The sequence below is a fragment of the Streptomyces sp. NPDC020192 genome, from assembly GCF_044388685.1.
Taxonomy (GTDB): Bacteria; Actinomycetota; Actinomycetes; order Streptomycetales; family Streptomycetaceae; genus Streptomyces.
The window spans coordinates 222,848-248,334 of sequence record NZ_JBIRXG010000015.1 but is presented as its reverse complement, the minus strand read 5'-3'; the positions used below and the strand labels follow the sequence as shown (position 1 = coordinate 248,334).

The 25,487-nt window shown below is 72.0% G+C and carries 21 protein-coding genes; 8 read left to right on the top strand and 13 right to left on the bottom strand.

Annotation, left to right across the window (positions count from 1 at the left end):
• A partial coding sequence (locus ACH47Z_RS28045) for a hypothetical protein (RefSeq protein WP_399078348.1) occupies nt 1-251 on the top strand: 251 nt, incomplete at its 5' end.
• A 183-nt stretch (nt 252-434) separates the two neighbouring features.
• On the opposite strand, the gene ACH47Z_RS28040 is transcribed toward ACH47Z_RS28045, so the two are convergent.
• Entirely contained in the window at nt 435-1,442 is a 1,008-nt protein-coding gene (locus tag ACH47Z_RS28040; protein WP_399078346.1) for a stage II sporulation protein M, read from the bottom strand.
• 151 nt (nt 1,443-1,593) lie between these two features.
• Here ACH47Z_RS28040 and ACH47Z_RS28035 point away from each other — a divergent pair, with 151 nt between their 5' ends.
• Nucleotides 1,594-2,556, top strand: coding sequence for an RDD family protein (locus ACH47Z_RS28035; RefSeq protein WP_399078396.1), 963 nt, complete (start codon nt 1,594-1,596; stop codon nt 2,554-2,556).
• A 64-nt stretch (nt 2,557-2,620) separates the two neighbouring features.
• Here the strand turns inward: ACH47Z_RS28035 and ACH47Z_RS28030 are convergent, their stop codons facing one another.
• Both ACH47Z_RS28030 and ahcY read right to left on the bottom strand, forming a co-directional pair.
• A complete protein-coding gene (locus ACH47Z_RS28030) occupies nt 2,621-3,235 on the bottom strand; it encodes a hypothetical protein (RefSeq protein WP_399078344.1) in 615 nt (204 codons plus the stop codon).
• A gap of 144 nt (nt 3,236-3,379) precedes the next feature.
• The gene (gene ahcY / locus ACH47Z_RS28025) at nt 3,380-4,837 is read right to left on the bottom strand and encodes an adenosylhomocysteinase (protein ID WP_399078342.1); all 1,458 of its coding nucleotides are present in this window, start codon (nt 4,835-4,837) and stop codon (nt 3,380-3,382) included.
• A gap of 539 nt (nt 4,838-5,376) precedes the next feature.
• On the opposite strand from ahcY, the gene lepB reads away from it, so the two are divergent.
• A complete protein-coding gene (gene lepB, locus ACH47Z_RS28020) occupies nt 5,377-6,003 on the top strand; it encodes a signal peptidase I (RefSeq protein WP_399078340.1) in 627 nt (208 codons plus the stop codon).
• Nucleotides 6,004-6,011: 8 nt separating this feature from the next.
• Here lepB and ACH47Z_RS28015 read toward each other — a convergent pair whose 3' ends face one another.
• From ACH47Z_RS28015 to ACH47Z_RS27990, 6 genes are all read right to left on the bottom strand, one after another.
• Nucleotides 6,012-6,992, bottom strand: coding sequence for a cation diffusion facilitator family transporter (locus ACH47Z_RS28015; protein WP_399078338.1), 981 nt, complete (start codon nt 6,990-6,992; stop codon nt 6,012-6,014).
• A gap of 155 nt (nt 6,993-7,147) precedes the next feature.
• Nucleotides 7,148-8,299: a mannose-6-phosphate isomerase, class I gene (manA, locus tag ACH47Z_RS28010; protein WP_399078336.1), complete on the bottom strand. Its 1,152-nt coding sequence runs from the start codon at nt 8,297-8,299 to the stop codon at nt 7,148-7,150.
• A gap of 159 nt (nt 8,300-8,458) precedes the next feature.
• Nucleotides 8,459-9,586 carry an SIS domain-containing protein gene (locus ACH47Z_RS28005; RefSeq protein WP_399078334.1) on the bottom strand — a complete coding sequence of 376 codons (1,128 nt, stop codon included), beginning with the start codon at nt 9,584-9,586 and terminating at the stop codon, nt 8,459-8,461.
• Nucleotides 9,587-9,765: 179 nt separating this feature from the next.
• Complete coding sequence (locus ACH47Z_RS28000; RefSeq protein ID WP_073901335.1) at nt 9,766-9,936, bottom strand: Trm112 family protein; 171 nt, start codon at nt 9,934-9,936, stop codon at nt 9,766-9,768.
• 1,146 nt (nt 9,937-11,082) lie between these two features.
• Nucleotides 11,083-12,447, bottom strand: a complete 1,365-nt coding sequence (locus ACH47Z_RS27995; RefSeq protein ID WP_399078332.1) for a phosphomannomutase/phosphoglucomutase — start codon at nt 12,445-12,447, stop codon at nt 11,083-11,085.
• Between the two features lie 117 nt (nt 12,448-12,564).
• On the bottom strand, nt 12,565-12,990 hold the full coding sequence (locus ACH47Z_RS27990; RefSeq protein ID WP_399078330.1) for a DUF3499 domain-containing protein: 426 nt from the start codon (nt 12,988-12,990) through the stop codon (nt 12,565-12,567).
• 295 nt (nt 12,991-13,285) lie between these two features.
• Between ACH47Z_RS27990 and ACH47Z_RS27985 the strand changes: the two genes are divergently transcribed.
• Nucleotides 13,286-13,738, top strand: a complete 453-nt coding sequence (locus tag ACH47Z_RS27985; RefSeq protein WP_399078394.1) for a metallopeptidase family protein — start codon at nt 13,286-13,288, stop codon at nt 13,736-13,738.
• Between the two features lie 59 nt (nt 13,739-13,797).
• Here ACH47Z_RS27985 and ACH47Z_RS27980 read toward each other — a convergent pair whose 3' ends face one another.
• The 3 genes from ACH47Z_RS27980 to ACH47Z_RS27970 form a co-directional block, all read right to left on the bottom strand.
• Nucleotides 13,798-15,351 (bottom strand): DUF5719 family protein, encoded by a 1,554-nt coding sequence (locus ACH47Z_RS27980; protein ID WP_399078328.1) that lies wholly within the window; start codon nt 15,349-15,351, stop codon nt 13,798-13,800.
• The gene (locus tag ACH47Z_RS27975) at nt 15,348-19,007 is read right to left on the bottom strand and encodes a glycosyltransferase (protein ID WP_399078326.1); all 3,660 of its coding nucleotides are present in this window, start codon (nt 19,005-19,007) and stop codon (nt 15,348-15,350) included. Before ACH47Z_RS27975 ends, ACH47Z_RS27980 begins: the two co-directional genes overlap by 4 nt.
• A 201-nt stretch (nt 19,008-19,208) precedes the next feature.
• Complete coding sequence (locus ACH47Z_RS27970; protein WP_003975777.1) at nt 19,209-19,472, bottom strand: WhiB family transcriptional regulator; 264 nt, start codon at nt 19,470-19,472, stop codon at nt 19,209-19,211.
• A gap of 623 nt (nt 19,473-20,095) precedes the next feature.
• Here ACH47Z_RS27970 and ACH47Z_RS27965 point away from each other — a divergent pair.
• The 4 genes from ACH47Z_RS27965 to ACH47Z_RS27950 all read left to right on the top strand — a co-directional run bounded on the left by ACH47Z_RS27965 (nt 20,096) and on the right by ACH47Z_RS27950 (nt 23,982).
• Complete coding sequence (locus tag ACH47Z_RS27965; RefSeq protein ID WP_399078324.1) at nt 20,096-20,590, top strand: cysteine dioxygenase; 495 nt, start codon at nt 20,096-20,098, stop codon at nt 20,588-20,590.
• Nucleotides 20,591-20,624: 34 nt separating this feature from the next.
• Nucleotides 20,625-21,584 (top strand): 2-phospho-L-lactate transferase, encoded by a 960-nt coding sequence (gene cofD, locus ACH47Z_RS27960; protein ID WP_399078322.1) that lies wholly within the window; start codon nt 20,625-20,627, stop codon nt 21,582-21,584.
• Entirely contained in the window at nt 21,581-22,906 is a 1,326-nt protein-coding gene (locus ACH47Z_RS27955) for a coenzyme F420-0:L-glutamate ligase (protein WP_399078320.1), read from the top strand. The genes cofD and ACH47Z_RS27955 overlap by 4 nt, the downstream gene beginning before the upstream one ends.
• Before the next feature lie 77 nt (nt 22,907-22,983).
• Nucleotides 22,984-23,982: a DNA-3-methyladenine glycosylase family protein gene (locus ACH47Z_RS27950; protein ID WP_399078318.1), complete on the top strand. Its 999-nt coding sequence runs from the start codon at nt 22,984-22,986 to the stop codon at nt 23,980-23,982.
• A 273-nt stretch (nt 23,983-24,255) separates the two neighbouring features.
• On the opposite strand, the gene ACH47Z_RS27945 is transcribed toward ACH47Z_RS27950, so the two are convergent.
• On the bottom strand, nt 24,256-25,338 hold the full coding sequence (locus ACH47Z_RS27945; protein ID WP_399078316.1) for a sugar phosphate nucleotidyltransferase: 1,083 nt from the start codon (nt 25,336-25,338) through the stop codon (nt 24,256-24,258).
• Nucleotides 25,339-25,487: the final 149 nt, after the last annotated feature.

Genomic DNA, 25,487 nt, shown 5'->3' with positions numbered 1-25,487 from the left:
TATCAACATATCTGGCGTTGATTTTTGGCACGCTGTTGAGTTCTCAAGGAACGGTCGCTTCCTTTGTACTCACCCTCTCGGGCTTTCCTCCGGGCTTCCCTTCGATCTTGCGTTTCCGACTCTATCAGACCTTTTCTCGATCCGATTTCCTCGGTGCTTTCCAGGTTCTCGCTCTCGCGTTTCCCTTTCCGGCGATTCCGACTTTATCAGAAGTTCTTGGCCGGTCTGACCGGCCGCTCATTTCTGAGTAATCGGAAGGTGCTTCTTCGAGATGTCGTTTCCGACTCTCCTCAGGAAGCTTGTAGAGTCTAACGCTTGCCGCCGAACCTGTCCAGTTCCAGGCAACTGTTTGAATCTACCTCCCCACTCCCCCCGTGTCAACGGGTCTTGTGGGGCGAAGAGGAGACTAGCAGCTCACAGGGGTCGACCGCACATCAGGCGGCGGTGGGGACAGTGGCGCTGCGGTCCGTCGCTTCGAGATCGCCTGTCTCGCCGGCGCGTACCGCGCGGCCTCCCAGGACGTAGACGTACGTCAGGAATGCCAGCTCGGCCATCACGCCGATGCCTATGCGCGCCCAGGTGGGCAGGCCGGAAGGGGTGACGAAGCCTTCGATGGCGCCGGAGACGAAGAGGACCAGGGCCAGGCCGATCGCCATGCCGACCGCTGCCCTGCCTTCCTCGGCGAGAGCGACACGCCGGGTGCGGGGGCCGGGGTCTATGAGGGTCCAGCCGAGGCGCAGTCCCGTACCCGCGGCGACGAAGACGGCGGTCAGTTCGAGCAGGCCGTGCGGGAGGACCAGTCCCAGGAATGTGTCGAGCCGGCCGGCTGAGGACATCAAGCCGAAGCCGACGCCCAGGTTGAGCATGTTCTCGAAGAGGATCCAGAGGACGGGCAGGCCCAGGAAGACGCCCAGGACCAGGCACATCGCGGCCGCCTGGGCGTTGTTCGTCCACACCTGGGCGGCGAAGGCGGCCGCGGGGTGGCTGGAGTAGTACGTCTCGTACTCGCCGCCGGGGCGAGTCAGCTCGCGCAGTTGGCTGGGGGCCGCGATGGACGACTGCACGTCCGGGTGGGTGCCGATCCACCAGCCCAGGAGGATCGCGACGACCGTGGAGACCAGCGCTGTGGGGACCCACCAGTGGCGCGCGCGGTAGACCGCGGCAGGGAAACCCTCGCCCAGGAAGCGCGTGACGTCGCGCCATGAGGCACGGCGGGTGCCGGTGACGGCGCTACGCGCGCGTGCCACCAGTTGGCTCAGCCGTCCTGTCAGCTGCGGGTCCGGGGCGCTCGACTGGATGAGGGAGAGATGGGTGGCGGTGCGCTGATAGAGCGCGACGAGTTCGTCGGCCTCAGCGCCGTTCAGGCGGCGCCGGCGGCGGAGCAGGGCGTCGAGCCGGTCCCATTCGGCTCGGTGCGCGGCGACGAAGACGTCCAGGTCCATCGGGTGTGCGTGCTCCTCGGCTGGTCGTCGACAGCTGGTCCGCTCGTGGTGGATGCTCGCGATTGCTGTCAGCTTGTCGTACTGCGGCGCGATGCGCTCACAGCTTGGCAGACTTGCGGTTCCGGGGGCAGATCAGGGAAGGACGGCGGGCGTGAGTGAGCTGGTGACGGGCGAGGCGGTGGCGCTCGAACTGCGGCCGGCGAAGCTGCCGAGCAGGGCGTTGGCCGTGTTGTTCGACCTGGTGGCGGCCGTGACCACGTACACCGTCGTCACCGTGGCGCTGGTGATGTCGACGGCTTCCCTGGACGAGGCCGCGCAGGTGGCGCTGTCGATCGCGACGTTTCTGCTGGTACTGGTCGGGGGGCCGATCGCGGTGGAGACACTCAGTCAGGGGCGTTCGCTGGGGAAGCTGGCTTTCGGGCTTCGGGTGGTGCGGGACGACGGCGGCCCGATCCGGTTCCGGCACGCGCTGGTGCGGGGTGCGATCGGTGTGGTCGAGATCCTGCTGACGTTCGGCGTGGTGGCCTGCATCGCCTCGCTGGTGTCCGCGCGAGGCCGGCGGCTCGGGGACGTGTTCGCGGGAACGCTGGTCGTGCGCGAGCGGATACCCACCGGCCAGGTCGGGTTCGTGCCGCCTCCGCCGCCGTGGCTCGTGGGGCGGTTCGCCGCGCTGGATCTGTCAGCGGTGCCGGACGGGCTGTGGCTCGCCGTACGGCAGTACCTGACACGGATGCAGCAGCTCGATCCGCAGGTTTCCGTCGGTATGGCACAGCGGCTCGCGGGCGACCTCGCCGCGCGTACGGGTGCTTCGGTGCCACAGGATCTGCCGGCCGCCGCCTTCCTCGCTGCCGTGGTGCACGAGCGGCAGTCCCGTGAGGCCCGGCAGGCGTTCGGCGTCGCCGGCTTCGCCCCGCCGGCGGCCGGGTATCGGCCGCCCTCTCCTGCGACTGCGGCGACCTGGTCGCAGACTTACCCTCAGGCGAATCAACCGACCCAACAGACTCAACCGGCTCAACCGGCTCAGCCGCACGCTCCCGTCATGCCGTCGTCGGTGCCACGGCGGGATGAGTCGGCGACCGACCGCCCGTCCACCGGATTCGCGCCGCCCGCATAGAGCGGGTCCGAGGAGTTCGCCAGGTCGCCTCTCTCGGTTTCCCGGTGGTCGGGTCTCTCCGCCCTCAGTCGAACGTCGACGGCGGTGACTCGAGGTCCTCCAGCTCGATCCCGGGTGCGGCCAGGACGACGTCGCCAGCGATGTGGACGCTGTGCCGTTCGCCCGTGTCCAGGGCTGTGACCTGGTATTCGTCCACGGTCAGGGGGCCGTTGTCAGTGGCGTGTGCTTCGCTGTTCACCAAGGCCCAGGACTGGTCCACGGTGCGGGGGGCGAGGACCGGATCCGTGAAGGCGACCAGGCGTACGCGGGTCGCGGCGGACGAGGGGGTGAGGCGCAGGAGACGGGCGGTGGCGATGAGGAACGCGGGGGACGTGCCGGTGAAGGCGTGGGCGCGCACATTGCCTTCGGTGGCATGGGTTCCGGTGGGGTCGGTGCGGGCCCAGGTGACGCCGTCGAGGGCGGCGCCGCGTACCTGCCAGCCTCCCGCGTGCAGTTCGAGGCGGATAGGGCGGCCGAGGTCGTCCAGGGCGAGGTCGACCGAGCCACGCTGGTTGCCGGCGGGGTCGGTCAGCCGCGAGACATAGCGCCAGCCGGACGGGCCGGGGGCGCATTGGAAGTGCTCTTCTGCGAGGGGGGTGTGATCGTGCGGATCGTGGAGCGAATAACGGCCGCGGGGCATGGGGGTCCTGGGGCTTGACGGGCCTGGCAAAGGGGCAGGCCCCCGGCACGGGGGTGCGGGGGCCTGCCTCGGGGGACCTGCTGTCGGGGAGCGCGGCGGTGCACCGGCGCGCTCCCCGGCGGGCGGGACTACGGAGCCGTCGGCTCAGTAGCGGTAGTGGTCCGACTTGAACGGGCCGTCGACCTCGACACCGATGTACGCGGCCTGCTCCGGGCGCAGCTTGGTGAGCTTCACGCCGAGGGCGTCCAGGTGGAGGCGGGCGACCTTCTCGTCCAGGTGCTTCGGGAGCGTGTACACGCCGACCGGGTACTCGTCGGGCTTGGTGAACAGCTCGAGCTGGGCCAGCGTCTGGTCCGCGAAGGAGTTGGACATCACGAACGACGGGTGACCGGTGGCGTTGCCCAGGTTCAGCAGGCGGCCCTCGGACAGCACGATGATCTTCTTGCCGTCCGGGAACGTCCAGGTGTGGACCTGCGGCTTGACCTCGTCCTTCACGATGCCCGGCACCTTCGCCAGACCGGCCATGTCGATCTCGTTGTCGAAGTGGCCGATGTTCCCGACGATCGCCTGGTGCTTCATCTTGGCCATGTCCGAGGCCATGATGATGTCCTTGTTACCGGTCGTCGTGACGAAGATGTCGGCCTTGTCGACGACCTCGTCGAGCGTGGTGACCTGGTAGCCGTCCATCGCCGCCTGCAGGGCGCAGATCGGGTCGATCTCGGTGACGATCACGCGGGCGCCCTGGCCGCGCAGGGACTCCGCGCAGCCCTTGCCGACATCGCCGTAACCGCAGACGACCGCGGTCTTGCCGCCGATCAGGACGTCGGTGGCCCGGTTGATGCCGTCGACCAGGGAGTGGCGGCAGCCGTACTTGTTGTCGAACTTCGACTTCGTCACCGCGTCGTTGACGTTGATCGCGGGGAAGAGGAGGACGCCGTCGCGCTGCATCTCGTACAGGCGGTGGACACCCGTCGTGGTCTCCTCCGTCACACCACGGATCTCGGAGGCCAGCTGGGTCCACTTCTGGTGGTTCTCGCCCAGGGTGCGGTGCAGCAGCTGGAGGATGACGCGGTGCTCGTCGGACTCGGCGGTGTCGAGGGCGGGGACCTGGCCGGCCTTCTCGTACTCGACGCCCTTGTGGACGAGGAGGGTGGCGTCGCCGCCGTCGTCCAGGATCATGTTCGGGCCGCCGGTGGGGCTGTCCGGCCAGGTCAGTGCCTGCTCGGTGCACCACCAGTACTCCTCCAGGGTCTCGCCCTTCCAGGCGAAGACCGGGATGCCCTGCGGGTTGTCGGGCGTGCCGTTCGGGCCGACGGCGATGGCGGCGGCCGCGTGGTCCTGGGTGGAGAAGATGTTGCAGGAGGCCCAGCGGACCTGCGCGCCCAGGGCGACCAGGGTCTCGATGAGCACGGCGGTCTGGACGGTCATGTGCAGGGAGCCGGTGACACGGGCGCCCGCGAGGGGCTGGGTCTCGGCGTACTCCTTGCGGATCGCCATCAGGCCGGGCATCTCGTGCTCGGCGAGGGTGATCTCCTTGCGGCCGAACTCGGCCAGCGAGAGGTCGGCGACCTTGAAGTCCTGTCGGCTGTCGACAGTCGTCATTGCGGGCTGCTCCTCGGTATCGGGGCGAGGTGGATACGGCTGGTCTGCGCGGCGGCGGACACAGGGTGCCCGAGAGCGGACACGGAAGTGTCCGGGAGGGACACACGCATGCCCACGTACGCGCAGCGCAGTCCGTCGGAGGCCCTCTCTCCCTCGGCCGGTCCGCACGGGACCGCCCGACCGCCATCAGCAGCGACGTCTGGCTTCGTCCCAAGCTACACCGGAGGACCCGGTCGCCCCCAGTCCGCCTTCGTGGGGTTCGAGCCAGGCGCCAGCTGGTTTCGAGGGCAGGGCGGGGGCATGAGGGCTGCCGGCAGGGGTGTGAGAGGTCACACCGGGCTTACGCGAACTTTCGGACAGTCCCGGTTCGCCGGCCACCCGGCTTCCCGGTGTGCCGGTTTCGGCTCGCACAGGGTGTTCACGGAGCGCGTTATTCTCCACGCCTCGGAGGGGTCGGTCAGGGAGGGCGGGGCATGGCGGGCAGCGGGCGGGGACGGGGGCTGGGGGTTTCCGGGCTTGTAGTGGGGGTGCTGGGGCTGGTGTTGGCGGTTGGTGCCTTCGGCTGGCTGCGAGGGGCGTACGGGGTCTCCACCGTGGGCGGCAGCAGCATGCGGCCGACGTACGGGCAGGGCGAGCGGATCGTCTGGGAGAGCGTCGACGGGAGCGCGGTGCGGCGCGGTGACGTCGTGGTGTTCACGCCGCCGGAGTCCTACGGGTTCCGCACGCCCCTGGTGAAGCGGGTCATCGGGGTGGGCGGGGACCGGGTGCGGTGCTGCACGCTCGTGGGGGCGCGGGAGCGCGTGACGGTGAACGGGAAGGCGGTCGAGGAGCCGTATGTGTACGGCGGTGACGCCGACGGCGCGCACCGGACGTATGACGTGACCGTCCCGGAGGGGCGGCTGTTCCTCCTGGGCGACTACCGCGCCAACTCCAACGACTCGCGTTTCCACCTCGACGACCGGGGCGGGACGGTGTCCGCGGACGCGGTGCGGGGCCGGGTGACGGAGGATCGCTCGGTCCCGGCCCTGATCCTTACGGCTCTGCTCCTCGGCGTCGTGCTGGTTCTCGTGGGCATCGGGCTCGGGATCGGCTTCCTCGCCGTACGACGGCGGAAGGCGCCGCCGGTGCCGGTGGTGACCTGGCCGACGCAGCCGATGGGGGGCTGAGGAAAGCCTCAGTGCCCGGCCGCGTGGGGGTTCCGGCCGCCCGGGGTCGCGTCCGGGTCCGGGCCCTTGGCGGCCTCGGCCTCGCTGTAGATGTCCGGTTCGAGGTAGATGACGCGGGCTATCGGGACGGCGGCGCGGATGCGGGCCTCGGCGGCGTTGATGGCGTTCGCAACCTCGGTGGCCGTGTCGTCGTGCTGGACGGCGATCTTGGCGGCGATCAGCAGCTCCTCGGGGCCGAGGTGCAGCGTGCGCATGTGGATGACGCCGGTGACCGTGTCGCCGTCGACGGTCGCCTCCTCGATCTTCTTGATCACGTCCAGGCCCGCGGCCTCGCCCAGCAGCAGGGACTTGGTCTCGGCGGCCAGGACCAGGGCGATGCAGACGAGCAGGACACCGATGCAGACGGTGCCGATGCCGTCCCAGACGCCGTCGCCGGTGGCCACCGCGAGGCCGACGCCGAACAGGGCGAGGACCAGGCCGATGAGCGCGCCGAAGTCCTCCAGCAGGACGACGGGCAGCTCGGGCGCCTTGGCGCGGCGGATGAACTGCGCCCAGGACAGCTTGCCGCGCAGTTCGTTGGACTCCTTGATGGCCGTGCGGAACGAGAAGCCCTCGGCGATGACCGCGAAGACGAGGACGCCCACCGGCCAGTACCAGTTCTCCACTGCGTGCGGGTGGCTGATCTTCTCGTAGCCCTCGTAGATGGCGAACATGCCGCCGATGGAGAAGAGGACGATCGAGACCAGGAAGGCGTAGATGAAGCGCTCGCGGCCGTAGCCGAAGGGGTGCTGGGGAGTCGCCTCGCGCTGGGCTCTCTTGCCGCCGATCAGCAGCAGGAACTGGTTGCCGGAGTCGGCGAGCGAGTGGACGCCCTCGGCGAGCATCGAGGAGGAGCCGCTGAACGCGAACGCCACGAACTTCGATGCCGCGATCGCGAGATTGGCGCCGAGTGCCGCCACGATCGCCTTCGTACCGCCTGACGCGCTCATCTGCCCGCGTGTCCTTTCGCCTTCGTACGTGTACGCCGTCCAGGCCTGCGCCCGGCTTTGCCCGGCCTTTGCCGATGGGTCATTCTTACAGCCCGGCCAGGCCTCGCCGCGTCAGTTGTCCACAACCCCGGTCACACGATCACACCGGCAGCCCGTCATGCGATCACAGTGGCGCGGAAGATCGTTCCCGCTCCGGAGACCTCCGCCTTCTCGCCCGCTGGGACGAAGACCGACTGGCCGGGGCCCAGATCGTGGTCGCCCGCGCGGACGGAACCGGCCGTGCACAGCAGGATCTGCGGGGTGCCGAGGGTGAGGTCGTGGGCGGCGGTGCCCTCGGGAAGGACGTACCGGGACAGGCGGAACTCGTCGATCGGCGTCTCGTAGACCTCCTCCCCGTCCGGGGAGGCCTCGGGGCGCAGCACGCCCGGGTCGCTCGCCTCGAAGCGGACGATGCGCAGCAGTTCGGGGACGTCGACGTGCTTGGGCGTCAGGCCGCAGCGCAGGACGTTGTCGGAGTTGGCCATGATCTCGACGCCGAGGCCGTTCAGGTAGGCGTGCGGGATGCCGGCGCCGAGGAACAGGGCCTCGCCGGGCTGCAGGCGGACGTGGTTCAGCAGCATCGCGGCGATCACGCCGGGGTCGCCCGGGTAGTGGTGGGCGATGTCGGCGTAGGGCGCGTAGTCGCCGCCGAGGCGGGTGGCGGCGGCGGTGGCCTCGGCGACCGTGCGGGCCATCTCCTCCGGATCGGCGCTGAGGATCGCGGTAAGAACCTCACGCAGGGCCGCGGCCTCGGGGTGGGCGTGCAGCAGGTCGACGTACGGCTTGAGGGAGTCGACGCCGAGTCCGGCGAGCAGGTCGGCGGCCTGGACGGGGTCGCGGAAGCCGCACAGGCCGTCGAACTCGGTGAGCGCGCAGATCAGTTCGGGCTTGTGGTTGGCGTCCTTGTAGTTGCGGTGCGGGGCGTCGACCGGGATGCCACGGTGCTCCTCGTCGGCGTAACCCTCCTTGGCCTGCTCCAGGTTCGGGTGCACCTGGAGGGAGAGCGGCGCGCCGGCGGCGAGGATCTTGAGCAGGAAGGGCAGGCGCGGGCCGAACTTCGCCACGGCCTCCTCGCCCAGTTCGGCCCGCGGGTTCGCGTCGATGACCTCGACGAGGCTCCCGCGCGCGGTGCGCGAGGGGGCGCCCGGGTGCGCGCCCATCCACATCTCCGCCTGCGGCTCACCGGTCGGCTCGACGCCGAGCAGGTGCGGGATGGCGGTGGGGGAACCCCAGGCGTAGGGGCGGATGGTGTTGTCGAGGCGGTCCATGTGTCTTCTTCTGTCCGTGTCTGTCGTACGTACGCTGCTCGGCCGGCGCCCCGGCGGGGGTGCCGGGCGTCGTGCCGGATGCGGTGCGGGTTGCCGTGCTGGTCGTGGGCGCGGGTGATCCGGCCCGGAGCCGGATGGTGATCCGGCCCGGAGCACACATCAGGCCCTGGAAGCGAGCGCCAGGTAAACGGCGGCGAAATCCGTGACGGCGATCAGTTCCGCGAGGGTCTCCAGTTCGCCGCCCTCCTCCGGTTCGAGTTCGCTGATCGGCGTGTCGTGGCTGAGGGCCAGGTCGCGGGCGGCGGGGGCGGCGGTGAGGCCGCTGATCGGGCGGTCGCGGAGCAGCACTACGCGCGCGTGCAGCGCGGGCGCCTCCTCCACGCGGTCGCGGAAGAAGTCGTCGGGGTCGGCGCTGGCGGCCAGCGGGCCGGCCAGCAGGGCGCTGTGCGCGGCCAGTGCCTCGGGGAGTTCGGCGACGAGCGCGGGGCGGCCGGCGAGCTCGGCGAGGGCGGCGGCGAAGCGGTGCCCGGCGGGACCGGCCGAGGTGCCTTCGGTCCACACCACGGGGAGCGCGTCGGCGAGTTCGGCGGCGAGGGTCTTGGCCGGGTTGCTGTAGGTCACGATGGCGGGGCCGCAGCGCTCGGCGATGTGGTCCAGGCGGTCGGCGACCTTCTCCAGTTCGTCGGGCGGGGCGCTGAGCAGGCCGACGCGGTCCAGCAGGGCCAGCAGCGGGGTGAGCAGCGCCCAGAAGACGCCCGGGGACGACGCGGCGAGCGGTTCACCGTGGTCGTACGGCGCGGTCGCCATCGGTACGAACAGGCCGTGCGCACCGACGACCGCCTCGGCGAGCGGGGTCTGGGCCGGGGCCACGGCGACGACCGAGACGCCGCGGCGGTAGGCCTGGTCGGTGAGGAGGGAGAGGCTCGGTTCGGTGCCGTCCGGGGTGACGATCAGGAGCAGGTCCACGGAACCGGCCCAGCCCGGCAGTTCCCAGCGCAGGGCGCCTGCGGCCGGGGCGACGCCGGTGGGGGCCAGGCGGACGACGGGGCTGCCGACGCCGGCCAGCGCGCCGATGAGGTCGGCGGTGTGGGTGGCGGCGGCGCCGGGGCCGGCGATCAGGACGGCGCGGGGGCGGCCGTCGGGCTTGAGGTCGCCGACGCCGGCCTCGGCGGCGTGCCGGGCGGCGGTGCGGACGCGGGCGCCGGCCTCGGCGGCACCGCGCAGCAGGCCTCGGCGATCGGCCTCGGCGAGGCCCTCCGGGGTGTCGAGCAGCGATTCGTCCAGCATGGGCGGCAGCCTCCGATCGCCGGGGTCCTGTGCGGGGGTGTGGCGCCGGGCGCCTGGTCTGCGTGGACCTGGGGGGTACGACGGTCCGCGTGGCCTTGTGGGGGTCTGTGACCGCCTACGCGGGCCTACGGGTCTACGTCTGCGTGAGCCTACGAGCGTCTACGAGGTGAAGCGCCTCGTCACTCGGGGCGGCGGGCCTCGTCCACGAGGAGGACCGGGATGCCGTCGCGGACGGGGTAGGCGAGGCCGCAGTCCTGGCTCGTGCAGATCAACTCGGTGTCCTGCTCCTTGAGGGGGGCGTGGCAGGCCGGGCAGGCGAGGATCTCCAGGAGGCCGGCTTCGAGCGGCATGAGGTGTCCCTTCGAGGGCGAGGTTTCTTTGGCCGCTGGTCAGCGTACCGCTGCTGAGCGGGTTGAGCCGGGCCGCAGGCACCGTCCAGGAGGCTCCGCCCCCCCCTGACCCCCGGTTCTCGCCCACCCGCCCACCCGTCTCGGTCGGCCCAGAAGCGAGGTCTCGGGGAAACGGTCCGTGGGCGGGAAGAGGGCGGGTCGGGCAGGACTCGGGGAGGGAGTGGGCGCGGGTTGGGGGGTGGTTCGGGCGGTTGACAAGGCAGGTCTCTGCGACACGAACCGGAGGCGGGGCGGGCAAGGGTCGGGGCCGCGCGGGGCGGAGGTGGGCGGGAGCCTCAGTCGGCCGACAGGCCAGATCTCAGCAACGCGGACGGAGACGGGCAGGGGCAGGGCGGGGAGAAGTGAGGCGGCGTCGGGGAATGCCCGGGCCGGACGGCGGTCGGCTACTGGCTGACAGAGAGACCCGGTCTCGGCAACGCAAGCCGGAGGCGGGGTGAAGGAGAGCCGGGCTGGGCGGGAGTGCGGGCGGCTCGGCCGGGCCAGAAGCAGAGCCTCCACGACACGGCCCGAGACCAGGAGCCGACGGGGCGGAGCAGGGCGGCAGTGCGGGTGCCGAAGCAGGGTTTCCAGGACCCCGCTCCGCCGGCCAGAGAGGCGCGGGGCAGGGCCCCGGGGTGGGGAAGGCCGGCTCCGCCGGCTGGGGAGGAGCTGACCCGTCACCCCGGCTCCGTCGGCTGACTGACAGAACCCGTCGCCCAAGAGACAGGCTCGCCGCCTCGACTGCGTCGACTGAGAGGCGGACCCACCACCTCGACTCCGTCGACCGAGAAGCGGACCCACCACCTCGACTCCGTCGACCGAGAAGCGGACCCACCACCTCGACTCCGTCGACCGAGAAGCGGACCCACCACCCCGGCACTGTCACCCAAGGAACAAATCCGCCAGCCCGGCACTGTCACCCAAGGAACAAATCCGCCAGCCCGGCACTGTCGACCGAGAACAAGCCCACCACCGGCACTGTCGACCGAGAACAAGCCCGTCACCCAGCGCTGTCGACCGAGAATCAGGCCCCATACCCCGCCCCCGTCGGCGGAAAAGCAGGCCCACCGACCCGCCACCCCGCCGTCGGTCGGCAGGACCCCGTTGTCAGGCCCTGATGATGGCCAGGGCCTCGTCCCTGATCTTGGTCATGGTTGCCTCGTCCTTGGCCTCGGCGTTCAGGCGGAGGAGGGGTTCCGTGTTGGAGGGGCGGACGTTGAACCACCAGTCGGCCGCGGCGACCGTGAGGCCGTCGAGGTCGTCCAGGGTGACGTCGGCGCGGTTCTCGTAGGCGGCGCGGATCGCGGACAGGCGGGCCGACTGGTCGGCGACTGTCGAGTTGATCTCGCCGGAGCCTACGTAACGGTCGTACTGGGCAACCAGGGAGGACAGGGGGCCGTCCTGGCCGCCGAGGGCCGCGAGGACGTGCAGGGCGGCCAGCATGCCCGTGTCGGCGTTCCAGAAGTCCTTGAAGTAGTAGTGGGCGGAGTGTTCGCCGCCGAAGATCGCGCCCGACGTCGCCATTTCGGCCTTGATGAAGGAGTGGCCGACGCGGGTGCGGACCGGGGTGCCGCCGTTCTCCTTCACGACCTCCGGGACCGTACGGGACGTGATCAGGTTGTGGATGATCGTGCCCTGGCCGCCGTTGCGGGCCAGCTCGCGCGCGGCGACGAGCGCGGTGATCGCGGACGGGGAGACCGGGTCGCCGTGCTCGTCCACGACGAAGCAGCGGTCGGCGTCGCCGTCGAAGGCGATGCCGAGGTCGGCCCCCTCCTGCGGGACCCGCTTCTGCAGGTCCACGAGGTTGGCCGGGTCGAGCGGGTTGGCCTCGTGGTTCGGGAAGGTGCCGTCCAGTTCGAAGTACATCGGGACGAGGGTCAGGGGCAGGCCGGCGAAGACGGACGGGACCGTGTGGCCACCCATGCCGTTGCCCGCGTCGACCACGACCTTCAGGGGGCGGATGGCGGTCAGGTCGACCAGGGAGCGCAGGTGCGCCGCGTAGTCCTCCAACGTCTCGCGGGAGGAGAGGGTTCCCGGCTCGGCCACCGGCTCGGGGGCACCCGACTCCAGCCACTGCTCCACCAGTTCGCGGATCTGCGCGAGGCCGGTGTCCTGGCCGACCGGGGCGGCGCCCGCGCGGCACAGCTTGATGCCGTTGTACTGGGCCGGGTTGTGCGAGGCCGTGAACATGGCGCCCGGCAGGTTCAGCGCGCCCGAGGCGTAGTACAGCTGGTCCGTGGAGCACAGCCCGATCTCGGTGACGTCCACGCCGCGGTCCGCCGCGCCGCGCGCGAAGGCGCGGGTGAGGCCCGGCGACGAGGGCCGCATGTCATGGCCGACGACGATCGCCGCGGCTCCCGTCACCTCCGCGAAGGCGGCGCCGAAGAGTCCGGCCAGTGACTCGTCCCACTGGTCCGGGACCACTCCGCGCACGTCGTACGCCTTCACGATCTGCGACAGATCAGCAGCCACGGCCAACCCTCCTGAAAGTCCAAAGTCCTATGGGTGCCCACAAACTACCCGTCCGGGGTAAGGGCGAGGTGTACGGACACCGGATGGACCCGATTTGTCCCAGGGTGGCGGGGTGGCTCAGTTGTCCGGGGAGCGCAGTACCCGGAGGTGGCCGCGGCGGGCGACCTCCATGGGATCCGCGGTGCGGGCTCCGCCGCCGCCCGCCCCGGCCGCGCGCTCCTGGGGGCGGGCCGCCTCGCGTACGGCGTTGGCAAGCGCTTCCAGGTCGTCTCCGCTGGGCCGCGCGGGAGCGGAGCCGTCGAGGAGGCGTACGACCTCCCAGCCGCGGGGTGCGGTGAGGCGCTCGGAGTGCTCGGCGCACAGGTCGTAGCAGTGGGGTTCGGCGTAGGTGGCGAGCGGGCCGAGGACCGCGGTCGAGTCGGCGTAGACGTACGTCAGCGTCGCCACGGCGGGTCGGCCGCAGGCGGTGCGCGAACAGCGACGTACAGGGCTCACGAGGTTGGACGGTACCGCACTCTTGAGCGGGCCGCGACGACTCCCCACCAGGTCACTCCACCGTGTCGTGCTGTGAAACGCCCCACATACCCTTTCAGGGAGGCCCTGTTGACCTGCGCGGACGGATGCGCGGCGAGTCCCGGGCCGGGTGCGAGTCGGTCATGAGTCGGTACAAACAACGTCAATTGCCTTGAGTTCGGCAGTCTTGGAGGGTTACGGAAACGAGCCAGACGTTGGCCTGAATGGTCATCCTGTGACATGGGGCGGGTCGCACTCGGCGGAGCGGGGCGTCGTCGTGTGGAGCCGGGCGGGGGGCGCGGGCGAGGACTACGCTTCACCAGTGATGGACAACCGTGTACCGCCCCGCGCCACCGGCCCCGGGCCTCGTCGTCGTGATCGCCACGGGCGGGGCATGCGGGGGCCGATCGCACCGCCGCAGGTGCCGCTCGCGGCCAGCCGTGCCGAGGTGTTCGCGGACCTGGTGCAGGACTCCGTGGAGCGTCTCGAGCGGCGGTGGCCGCAGCTGGCCGACATCGATTTCCTTGTGCTGGAGGTGCCCCGGCTGGACGCGCGGGCCGAACAGGTCTGGAGCGACGAGGCCGTGCCGCTGGGCGGGGTCGTGCCCGCGCGGGAGGGGCGGCGGGCGCGGGTGGTCGTGTACCGGCGGCCGGTGGAGATCCGCACCAAGGGGCGCGACGAGCGGGCCGCGCTGGTGCACGAGGTGGTCGTGGAGCAGGTGGCCGAGCTGCTGGGGCTGACTCCGGAGACCGTGGATCCCCGGTACGGGGAGGATTAGGAACATCCCTGGTGGGAGAGCCTCCCCCAGCGGCGCGGCTACCTGCGGCCGCGGCGGTACTACCTCTGCAGCACCCCCAGGTCCTCCGTCGTCTCCGGTACCGCCACCATCCCCCGGTCGCTCGGCAGGGTCTGGATGGTGAAGCCCGGGACTCCGCCCTCTGTGGCGGTGAGGGTGCGGGAGGCGTAGACCGGGCCGCCGGAGGTGGGTTCGACGGTGAGGGCGTAGGTGCCCTGGAGGCCCGAGGGGACCGGGGCGTCGATGTTCTGGGTCGTACCGGACGTGATCGTGAACGTCTTCGTCACCGGCGTTCCGCCCTCGCTGCCCGCCGACGCCGTGACCTTGACCGTGGCCGTGGCGGTCGGCGCGGTCAGGGCCAGGGTCGTGCCCTTGGCGCTGTTGTCGGCCGAGGTCGCGCGCGTGCCGACGGGGGCCGTGGCCGGGATGAAGGCCGTCTCCTGCTTGTCGCCCTTGCCGCGGACGACCTGGAGCGCCGCCACGACCGGGACCGACTGGTCGGTGGGGGTCAGCACCAGGGAGCCCGCCTCGCCGCGGGTGACGTCGCCGAGGTCGGCCGCGGTCGTCATGCCGGACTTCACGTGCACGGTCTCGTTGCCGGCCGGGGTGATCAGGCTGCCGGACGAGGCCAGGCGGACCTTGAGGTCGGCGTCGTCACCGCCGGGAGTGAACGCGATCAGCCGGACGTCGGTGGCGTCCTTCGGGATGCCGGGCAGGACCAGGCTGGGGGCCGGGTCGGCGGCCGCGGCCAGCCAGTCGCCGCCCGCCTTGGCGTCCAGGGCCTGTACGGCCGCGCCGACCCGGCCGCTGCGCACGCTGACGTGCACGGTCAGGTCGGCCTGCTGTGCGTCGGTGAGCGTGGAGAGCAGGATCGGCTTGCTCGCGTGCGGCGGGACGGTGAGGTTCTCGCCGAGCGGGGACTTGATCGCGCCGTTCTTGCCGTACAGCTCGATGTCGACGACGGCGGCGGAGTCGTCGGGGTTGGTCAGGTGGACGTAGTCGGTGCGGTTCGCGGCCGTGCTGGCGCCCGGGAACCAGAACTCGGTGTCCGCGGCGGTGCAGTTGACGCCCTGGAGGCCGCGTCCGGTGCCGACGGCGACCTCGGTGGTCTCCTGGACGGTCCAGCCGGGCGCGAAGTTGCCGTCGGCGGTGCCGATGAGCGCGGGCGCGTCGGCGCCCGAGGTGTCGCCGGTGGCCGGGGTGCCGGGCGCCTTCGGAGTGAGCACCGGCCGGCCGGACGTCCCTGACGTCTTCTTCCCGCCCTTGGAGCCCTTCGAGCCCTTCGCCCCCTTGGAGTCCTTGCCCGTCTGGGAGTTGTCCGTGCCGTCCGCCGACTGCTGGGCGGCCGGCTGGAGTTGGGCCTTTCCGCTGCTCGCGGCGCCCTGGGTGACGGGCGTGTACGAGGTGTACGACGTGTCGGCGATGTCCGAGATGCTCGGCGCCGGGCACAGCAGGCTCGTGCGCTCCACGGGGAGGCTGGCCGCCGCCCCGGCGGCGGAGGCGCCGGACGCGGACGGGCCGTCGAGCGCGGCGAACGCGGTGACGGCGGCCAGGGCGGTGGTGCCGGCGATCAGGGACAGGGTCGTGCGCTTCACTGCTGGCTCCCGTCGGGGCGCTCACTGCCGGTGCCGTGGTCGTAGCCCTGGTGGGCGGGGTCGTACGCCGGGTCGTAGCCCTGCTGCTGGTACGCCGTCGGGTCGTACGGCATCTGGTCGGCCGTACCGCTGTAGGCGTACGGGTCGTACTGGCCCGACTGGTACGGGTCGTGCGCGTAGCCCTGCTGGTCGTAGCCGGGCGTCTGGTACCCGGCGCCGGGCTGGAACTGGTCGGTTCCGTAGCCGGTGTATCCGGTGTCCGCGTAGGAGGACTGGTCCCAGTCGCCGTAGGACTGCTGGTGGGGTACGGCAACCGCCGGGGGCTCCTCGGGCAGGGGCGGTGCCAGGGGCTCCTCCCCCGTCTGACCCTCGGGCTGCTCCTCGGCCTGGGCGCGCAGGCGGCGGGCGCGGCGGCCGTCGCTCGCGCCGGCGGCCTGGGCGGGCAGGGGCTCCTCCTCGGGCAGGTCGTCGTCGACGTCGCGGCGGCGGCCGGGCAGGGCGAGGACGACCAGGACGACGGCGAGCGCGCCCTGGGCCCACAGCCAGGCGGTGTGGGTGATCGGGTCGTCGTAGACGACGTCGAGCCTGCCGCCGCTCGCGGGCAGCTGGAAGCCCTGGGCCCAGCCGTCGACCGTGGTGCGGGTGAGCGGCTTGCCGTCCAGGGTGGCCGTCCAGCCGTCGGAGGCGCTGTCGGCGAGGCGCAGGACGCGGCCGTCCGCGCCGGACGGGACGGTCGTGTGGATCTCCACCGGTCCCGCGCCGACCGGCTGGGCCGTGCCCGAGCCGCTGGCGGGGACGATGGTGGCGCGGGAGACCTCCTGGTCGACGCGCCACAGGGCGCTGCCGCCCTGCTGGCTGAGCCGGCTCAGGCCGGGCGTGGCGTCGAGCACGCGCGTGAAGTCGCGGGGTGCGCCCTTGTGGACGAGGACGTAGCGCACGGCGAAGCCGCCGAGTTCGTTGGCCTGGTCGGCGCCGGAGCCGGCGAGGAGGTTGGCGACGACCTTGTCCAGCTTGGGATTCTCGCCGTCGGCGGCGCTGAGTTCGGCGTCGCCCATGCGGGCGCCGGAGCCGCGGACCAGGGTGTAGCGCACGCGTGCGGTGGAGTCGCTGTCGAGGATCAGGGTGCGGGCCCGGTCGCCGGTGGTGGAGTCCTCGGCGACGAACGCGGGGACCTGGGTGGGGTCGCTGCGCTTCAGGGGGCCGTCGGCGCCGTCGAGCATCCAGCCGGCGGCGACGAGCAGCGGACCCGCTGCCGATGCGAAGGCGATCAGCGCGGCGACGGGCTGGCGCCAGCCGAAGCTCTGCTCGGCCACACGCGCGCGTGCGCCGTCGGCACCGAGGGCGGCGGCGGCCAGCAGCGCGATGCCGTAGACGAGGGTGGCCGGTCCGGCCCAGGCGGACCGGTTGGACAGGACGGCGAGGACGAGGGCGACGAGGGCGACGGCCCAGGCGGTGCGGATGCCCAGCTGGCGCTCGGAGCGCAGCAGGGCGGCGAGCGCGGCGAGGACGATGCCGAGGAGCATCAGGCCGTGCACGGTGCCCGCGCCGCCGGGGCTGGCGCCGAGCAGGTCGAGCGCGGAGGCGGTCGAGGCGCCGTAGTCCAGGCCGGCTTCCTTGAAGAAGCCGGTCGGGAGCAGGGTCAGCGACCAGGGCGCGAGGAGCAGCAGCGGGGTGCCGACCTGGGTGAGGAAGCGCAGGCCGTAGGCCACGAGGTCGCCGCGGCGCAGGGCCAGCACGCCGAGGCCGAGGAGCAGCGCGATGGGCCAGACGATCGGCGTGAAGGCGGTGGTGATGGTCAGCAGCAGCGCGTACGCCCAGGTGGCGCGCCAACTGCCGCGCGCTCCGGAGCGGTTGGCGAGGCCGCTCGCGGCGATGCCCGCGCGCGCGATGAGCGGCAGCAGCACGGCGAGGACGGCGGTGCCGAGGCGGCCGCCGGCCAGGGCGCCGGTGATGGCGGGCAGGAAGGCGTAGGCGATGGCCGCCCACGCGCGCAGCAGCCTGGAGGTGACGAGCGGCCGGGAGGCGAAGTAGGCGGTGAACCCGGCAAGCGGCACCGAGGCGACGAGCAGGACGGTGACCGCGAGTCCGGTGGAGCCGAACAGGAGCGTGGCGAGGGTCGCGACGATCGCGAGGTAGGGCGGTGCCGACGGGGTGCCGCCCACGCCCACCGGGTGCCAGGAGTCGGTGAAGCGGGACCACAGCTCGCCGGCGCCGGCCGGTGCGGGCAGCAGGGCGCCGCCCGTGAGCGCGCCGCCGCCGAGCAGGGCGCGGCAGGCGACCAGGGAGATCAGCAGCAGGGCCAGGAAGAGCACCGGGCCGGGGTTGCGGGCGATGCGCTTGAGCCGGGCGAACTGCTCGATCTCCATGAACTCGGCGTCGTCGCCGCCGGGGCCGGACTCCATGCCGCCGCCGTGCCGGCCCGCCGAGGAGGTCTCGCTGTCCCTGCCGCTGGAGAAGTTGCCCGCGACCTGCTCGACGGTGGCCCGGATGGTGGCGCCGGGCGGCGGCAGGAGCTGGCGCAGCTCGCCCTTGTCGATCCGCGAGGGGCCGCGGCGGCGCCGGGCGGCGATGATCCGCTCGGGGCGCAGCAGGGTGCCGATCAGGCCGCGGATCTCGTCGACGGCCTGGCCCGGGACCTTGCCGACGAGGTAGGCGACGGTCCTGAGGACGGTGCCGAGGACGAGCCGGAGCAGCACCCAGGGCAGCGCGGCCGTACGGGCGTTGACGAGCAGGGTGTAGATGGCACCGGCCTTGTCGACCTTGTGCGGGGAGGCCGCGGTGCGGCCCGCGCAGTCGACGGTGCGGCGCTCGCGGGAGGCGGCCTCGGCGTGCCGTACGACCGCGTCGGGCGCGACGAGGACGCGGTGGCCGGCCGCGTGGGCGCGCCAGCACAGGTCGACGTCGTCGCGCATCAGGGGCAGTCGGCGGTCGAAGCCGCCGAGCTGTTCGAAGACGTCGCGCCGGATGAGCATGCCGGCACTGGACACGGACAGCACGGTGCGGACGTGGTCGTGCTGGCCCTGGTCCTGTTCGCGGCGGTCCAGGCCGGTCCAGCGGCGGCCGGAGTTGGCGATGGAGACGCCGACCTCCAGCAGCTGCCGGCGGTCGTACCAGCCGCGCAGCTTGGGGCCGACGACCGCCACGTCGTCGCGGCCCAGCTCCAGTTCGTTCTCGACGACCCGCAGCAGCTGGGCGAGGGCGTCGGGTTCGGGGGCGCAGTCGTCGTGCAGCAGCCAGAGCCACTGGACGGGCTCGCCGTGCGGCAGTTCGGGCATGTCGTACGTGTCGTCGCGCCACGTGCGCGTGACCGGGTCCCAGCCGCTGGGGCGCTTGAGGTACGGCAGCTCTTCGGGGGTGAGGACCGGGGCGGTGCGGCTCGCCTCCTCCACGGCCTGGCCGAAGCCGGTGCGGCGGGCCAGGTGCAGGACATGGGCGTCGCCGAGGGCTTCGGTGAGCAGCCGGGCGGAGTCGTCCGCGCTGCCGGTGTCGGCCGCGACCGCGTGCTGGACGGGGCGCTCCTGGCCGAGCAGCCCGGCGAGGGCGTCGGGCAGCCAGCGGGCACCGTCGTGGGCGACGAGGACCGCGGTCACCACGTGGCGCGGGAACTCAGGTGTTACGGCGCCGTCTTGGGCTGCCGTATGGCTGTGCACGGACATCGAGGTACGGGCCCCGGTTCGATGGACTGCGGTGGACACCCGTGCCGTGCGGGGACAGCGGGGCGTCTCGGACGAGCGACCACACTATCGGCTGGCCACGACGACGGCCCGCCGCCTGTGGATAACCCATGGGCGACGGGCCGTTCGTGACGTTTTCGTGCGTATACGCGTGCCTGCGTACGCGTGCGTGCGGTGTGTGTCTCAGACGGCGGCCTTCTTCAGGCGGCGGCGCTCCCGCTCGGACAGACCGCCCCAGATGCCGAAGCGCTCGTCGTTGGCGAGGGCGTACTCGAGGCACTCGGAGCGGACCTCACAGGCGAGGCAGACCTTCTTCGCCTCTCTGGTGGAGCCGCCCTTCTCGGGGAAGAAGGACTCGGGGTCGGTCTGGGCGCACAGCGCGCGCTCCTGCCAGCCGAGTTCCTCGTCCGCGTCGTCGACCAGCAGTTGCTGCACCAGCTCGGTCATGTGCGCCCCTCGTCTGTCTTTCGCGTCCCCGTGCGTCAGTCGTTACCGATTTCGGCTGAACGACACGAGTGAAATTACAAGTGTGCTGCTCCGGGCGAGTCAAGCCGAGATCTGCTAATGGGCCCGTTATTCACTCTGCGGAACCAAGGCCGTGCGGAAAGTGTTCAAATCGCCATATACCTTGACACGCAGGTGAGGGCCCGGGGGCGGCCGAACCCGTACAGACCTCTGTCAGATCTCTGTACGGAGGAAGACGGCTCCGCGTTCGATCGAGTTGCGCGAGGCTTGAGTGCCCGGTTGTGCCGCATGTGTCCGGCCATCCCGGTGAACAAACCTTTCAGCTGACGGAAGAACCGGATGAGGTGAAACCTGTCCCACATACCGGGCGTCGAGTTGACAGCCCAGGTGTGAACCGGTGTCCTAGTGGGCATGCTCGCGAACTTGGCACTCACCTCGACCCGCACCGCCGGGTCCCTCGGTGCTGCCCGGGCGCGCTGTAGCTGTTGTCACTGTTCCAGCTGTTGAGCCACACCTCGCTCCAGCTGTAAGCCGTGTCCCTCCGATGACGCGGCTGCCGTTCTTCCGTTCCCTCTGACCTTCTTTCACTGAGGAACCAGCGCACCATGAACAGCGACAACGACCTCCAGATCGCCGGCGACATCCTCGAGGTCCCGCATCTGCTCCAGCCGCCGCGCGAGCACCCGGTCACGGTGGCCGAGTTCGTGGGCCTCGCGCGCGCGATCGCCGCCGACCGCTCCCAGTGGGCGCACCTCGTCCGCTACGACGCGACGACCCGCTGGTACCACCGGCTGCGCACCGGCCCCGGCTACGAGGTGTGGCTACTGTCCTGGGTGCCCGGACAGGGCAGCGGGCTGCACGACCACGGCCGCTCCTCCGGTGTCCTCACCGTGCTGGAGGGCAGCCTGACCGAGCGCACCGAGCGCGGCACGCGCGCGTTGGCAGCGGGTGTGCAGCGGGTGTTCGCGCCGGGGTACGTCCACGAGGTCGTCAACGACGCGCTGGAGCCGGCGGTCAGCCTGCACGTGTACCACCCGGGCCTCACCGAGATGCCCATGCACACCTCTCCGCACTGCGAAGCTCGTCCGGTGACTGCCTGACGCGTTGTCGTACCCGCCTGCAAGACTTGGGGCCATGCGCATTGTGGTTCTGGCAGGCGGCATCGGTGGTGCCCGTTTCCTGCGCGGTCTGAAGCAGGCCGTGCCGGACGCGGAGATCACGGTGATCGGCAACACCGGCGACGACATCCACCTCTTCGGGCTGAAGGTCTGCCCGGACCTCGACACGGTGATGTACACGCTGGGCGGCGGCATCAACGAGGAGCAGGGCTGGGGACGGACCGACGAGACCTTCCGGGTCAAGGAGGAACTGGCGGCCTACGGCGTCGGGCCGGAGTGGTTCGGCCTGGGCGACCGGGACTTCGCCACGCACATCGTACGGACGCAGATGCTCGGCGCGGGCTATCCGCTCAGCGCGGTCACCGAGGCACTGTGCGACCGCTGGAAGCCGGGCGTGAAGCTGATCCCGATGACCGACGACCGCGTGGAGACGCACGTGGCGGTCGAGATGGGCGGCGAACGCAAGGCGGTCCACTTCCAGGAGTACTGGGTACGGCTGCGCGCCGAGGTCCCGGCTCAGGCGGTCGTGCCCGTCGGCGCCGAGCAGGCCAAGCCGGCGCCCGGCGTGCTGGAGGCCATCGCGGCCGCGGACGTCATCCTCTTCCCGCCGTCCAACCCGGTCGTGTCCATCGGCACCATCCTGGCCGTGCCCGGCGTCCGGGAGGCCATCGCGGACGCGGGCGTGCCGGTGATCGGCCTCTCCCCCATCGTCGGGGACGCGCCCGTGCGCGGGATGGCCGACAAGGTGCTCGCCGCGGTCGGCGTGGAGTCCACGGCCGCCGCGGTCGCCGAGCACTACGGCTCCGGGCTGCTGGACGGCTGGCTGGTCGACACCGTGGACGCGGCGGCCGTCGAGCGGATCGAGGCGGACGGCATCCGCTGCCGGGCCGTACCGCTGATGATGACCGACGTCGACGCGGCCGCGCGGATGGCGCGGGAGGCGCTGGCGCTGGCCGAGGAGGTGCGGGGAGCGTGAGCGAGGAGCGCCCGGAGCACTTGGAGCACACGGCGTACACGGTCCGGGCCCTGTCCGGCATTCCCGAGGTGCAGCCGGGCGACGACCTCGCCAAGCTGATCGCGGCCACCGAGCCCGGCCTGGCCGACGGGGACGTGCTGATCGTCACCTCCAAGATCGTCTCCAAGGCCGAGGGCCGGATCATGCAGGCGGCCGACCGGGAGGCGGCCATCGACGCCGAGGCGGTCCGCGTCGTCGCCCGCCGCGGCACCCTCCGGATCGTCGAGAACCGGCAGGGCCTGGTCATGGCCGCCGCCGGGGTCGACGCCTCCAACACCCCCGCGGGCACGGTGCTGTTGCTGCCCGAGGACCCGGACGCGTCCGCGCGCGCGATCCGCGACGGCCTGCGCGCCACGCTCGGTGTCGACGTGGGCGTGATCGTCACCGACACGTTCGGGCGGCCCTGGCGCTCGGGGCTCACGGACGTGGCGATCGGCGCCGCCGGGGTGCGCGTGCTGGACGATCTGCGCGGGGGCACGGACGCGTACGGCAATCCGCTCAGCGCGACGATCGTGGCCACGGCGGACGAACTGGCCGCCGCGGGAGACCTGGTCAAGGGCAAGGCGGCGGGCCGGCCGGTGGCCGTCGTACGCGGTCTGCCCCACGTCCTGGACCCGGAGGACGGCGAGGGCGCGCGGGCGCTGGTGCGCGACCCGCACAGCGACATGTTCCGGCTCGGCACCTCCGAGGCGGTCCGCGAGGCGGTCACCCAGCGGCGCACGGTCCGGGCCTTCACCGACCAGCCGGTGGACCCCGGTGCGGTACGGCGCGCGGTGGCGGCGGCGGTCACCGCACCCGCCCCGCACCACACCACGCCGTGGCGGTTCGTGCTGCTGGAGTCGGCGGAGTCCCGGACCCGGCTGCTGGACGCGATGCGGGACGCCTGGATCGCCGATCTGCGCCGGGACGGCAAGAGCGAGGAGTCCATCGCGAAGCGGGTGCGGCGCGGGGACGTGCTCCGCAACGCGCCGTACCTGGTCGTGCCGTGCCTGGTCATGGACGGCTCGCACCACTACGGGGACGCGCGGCGGGACGGCGCCGAGCGGGAGATGTTCGTCGTCGCCATGGGCGCGGGCGTGCAGAACCTCCTCGTCGCGCTGGCCGGGGAGCGGCTGGGTTCGGCATGGGTGTCGTCCACGATGTTCTGCCGGGATGTGGTGCGCGAGGTGCTGGAGCTGCCGGCGGAGTGGGAGCCGATGGGTGCGGTGGCCGTCGGGCATCCGGCTCAGGAGCCGGGTCCTCGGCCGGAGCGGGACGCGGGGGCGTTCGTCGAGGTGCGGTGAGTTCGGCGTACGCCGCCGTAGCCCTCGTACACCCCCTAGTCTCGTAGGGACGTCTCCCTTCTCTCCTTGGACCTCTCGTGGCAGGACGTTTCGCTCAGCGGCCCGCGCGTACGACCACACGCGCGGGCCATGCCGGGATACCGCGGCAGGCGGCGGCGCCGGCGCGGGTACGGCGGTGGGTGCCGGACGGGCCGCTCGATCTCGGGCTGGTGCTCGGGCCGCTGCGGCGCGGGCCGGCCGACCCCACGTTCCGGGCCACGCCGGACGGATCCGTGTGGCGGGCCGGCCGTACGCCCGTCGGGCCGGGGACGCTGCGCGTGCGCGCGTACGGCGGTGAGGTGCGCGGTGAGGCGTGGGGGCCGGGGGCGGAGTGGCTGCTGGAGCGGTTGCCCGAGTTGCTCGGCGCGGCCGACGATCCGGATGCTTTCGTGCCCCGGCACCGGGTGGTGGCGCTGGCGCGGCATCGGCGGCCGGGGCTCAGGCTGACGCGGACCGGGCTGGTGCTGGAGTCGTTGATTCCGTCGGTGCTGGAGCAGAAGGTCACGACCGACGAGGCGTATCGGGCGTGGCGGTTGCTCGTACGGAAGTTCGGGGAGCCGGCGCCGGGGCCCGCGGGAGTCGGGGAACGGCCGATGTGGGTGATGCCGGCGCCGCGGACCTGGGCGCTGATTCCCTCCTGGGAGTGGCACCGGGCCGGGGTCGACGACAAGCGGGCGTCCACGATTCTGCGGGCCGTACGGGTCGCTGCGCGGCTGGAGCAGGCGGTGGGGATGCCGGCGGCCGAGGCGCAGGCGCGGTTGGAGGTCGTGCCGGGGGTGGGGCCGTGGACGTCTGCGGAGGTCGTGCAGCGCAGTCATGGGGCGGCGGATGCGGTGACCGTCGGGGATCTGCATCTGCCGGGGATCGTGGGGTGGGCGTTGGCCGGGGATCGGCACGCCGACGACGCGGAGATGCTGCGCCTGCTCGAGCCGTACGCCGGGCAGCGGCATCGGGCGGCCCGGCTGATCCTGCTCAGCGGCCATGTGCCGGCCCGCCGGGCACCGAAGATGCCTCGGGTGGACATCGGGTTGCTCTGAACGTGCTTTGTGCTGCGGCTGGGCGGGGGTCGGGTCGCTTGTCGGCGCGTACAGGGTGCCTCGCCCACCGCCCACCCGTGCCGCCCCAGCGGCACGACTGCCCGCAGCTACGGCGGCGCCACTCAGCCGCGGGCGCCGCAGTTCCCCGGGAGCGCGGGGAACTGCGCGAGCAACCCCCCGCGCGCCGCAGGCGACGACGCACCCGTGGGCTCCGAAGGAAGCGGGGGTCTGGGGCGCAGCCCCCACGGGCGGCGCCCCAGACCAACCCGACCGCTACTGGTCCGAAGAGAAGCGGAGCGCCTTCGCCGGGATGTGGGCGTCGCACCACACCCGTACGCCTTCGCGGAGTTCGTTGTCGGGGCCGACGATCGCGCCGTCGCCGACGACCGTGCCGGTGAGGACGGAGCGTTCGCCGACGCGGGCCCTCGCGCCGATCAGGGAGTCGGTGATGACCGCGCCCGGTTCGATGACGGCGCCGGGGAGGATGGTCGAGCCGGAGATCCTCGCGCCCTCGGCCACGACCGCGCCCTCGCCCACCACCGTGCCGCCGGTCAGCTTGGCGTCGGGCGCCACCGTGGCCGTGGGGAGGACGAGGCGGTCGCCGCAGCGGCCGGGGACCGCCGGGGACGGGGCGCGGCCCATGACCAGGTCCGCCGAGCCTCGGACGAACGCCGCCGGGGTGCCCAGGTCCAGCCAGTACGTCGAGTCGACCATGCCCTGCAGGTGCGCGCCCGCGGCCAGCAGGTCCGGGAACGTCTCCCGCTCCACCGACACCGGGCGGCCCAGCGGGATCGTGTCGATGACCGAGCGGCGGAAGACGTACGCCCCCGCGTTGATCTGGTCGGTGACGATCTCCTCGGGCGTCTGGGGCTTCTCCAGGAAGGCCAGCACCTTGCCCGACTCGTCGGTCGGGACCAGGCCGAAGGCGCGCGGGTCCGACACCTTCGTCAGGTGCAGGGACACGTCCGCGCCCGTCGCCTGGTGCGTGTCGACCAGCGCCCGGATGTCCAGGCCGGTCAGGATGTCGCCGTTGAAGATCAGGACCGGCTCGTCCGGGTCGGAGTGGAGCCGCGAGGCGACGTTGCGGATCGCGCCGCCGGTGCCGAGGGGCTCCTCCTCCGTCACGTACTCGATGCTCAGGCCGAGGGAGGAGCCGTCGCCGAAGTACGGCTCGAAGACCTCGGCCAGATAGCTGGTGGCGAGGACGATGTGGTCCACGCCCGCCGCCTTGGCCCGCGCCAGCTGGTGCGTGAGGAACGGTACGCCGGCAGCCGGAACCATGGGCTTGGGCGTGTGCACCGTGAGCGGACGCAGCCGGGTGCCTTTGCCACCGACCAGGAGGATCGCTTCTGTCACCTGTCGTCTCTGCTTTCTTCCTGCCGGGACCGGTCGAACCTGTCGTTCCACTCGTTTCGTTTTCGGCCGGTCAGTGTATGCAGACCGTAGCGACGGCGCCCTTGACGACCCCCCGGTTATCCGCGAGATCGGTAAGAGTATGGTGTGAG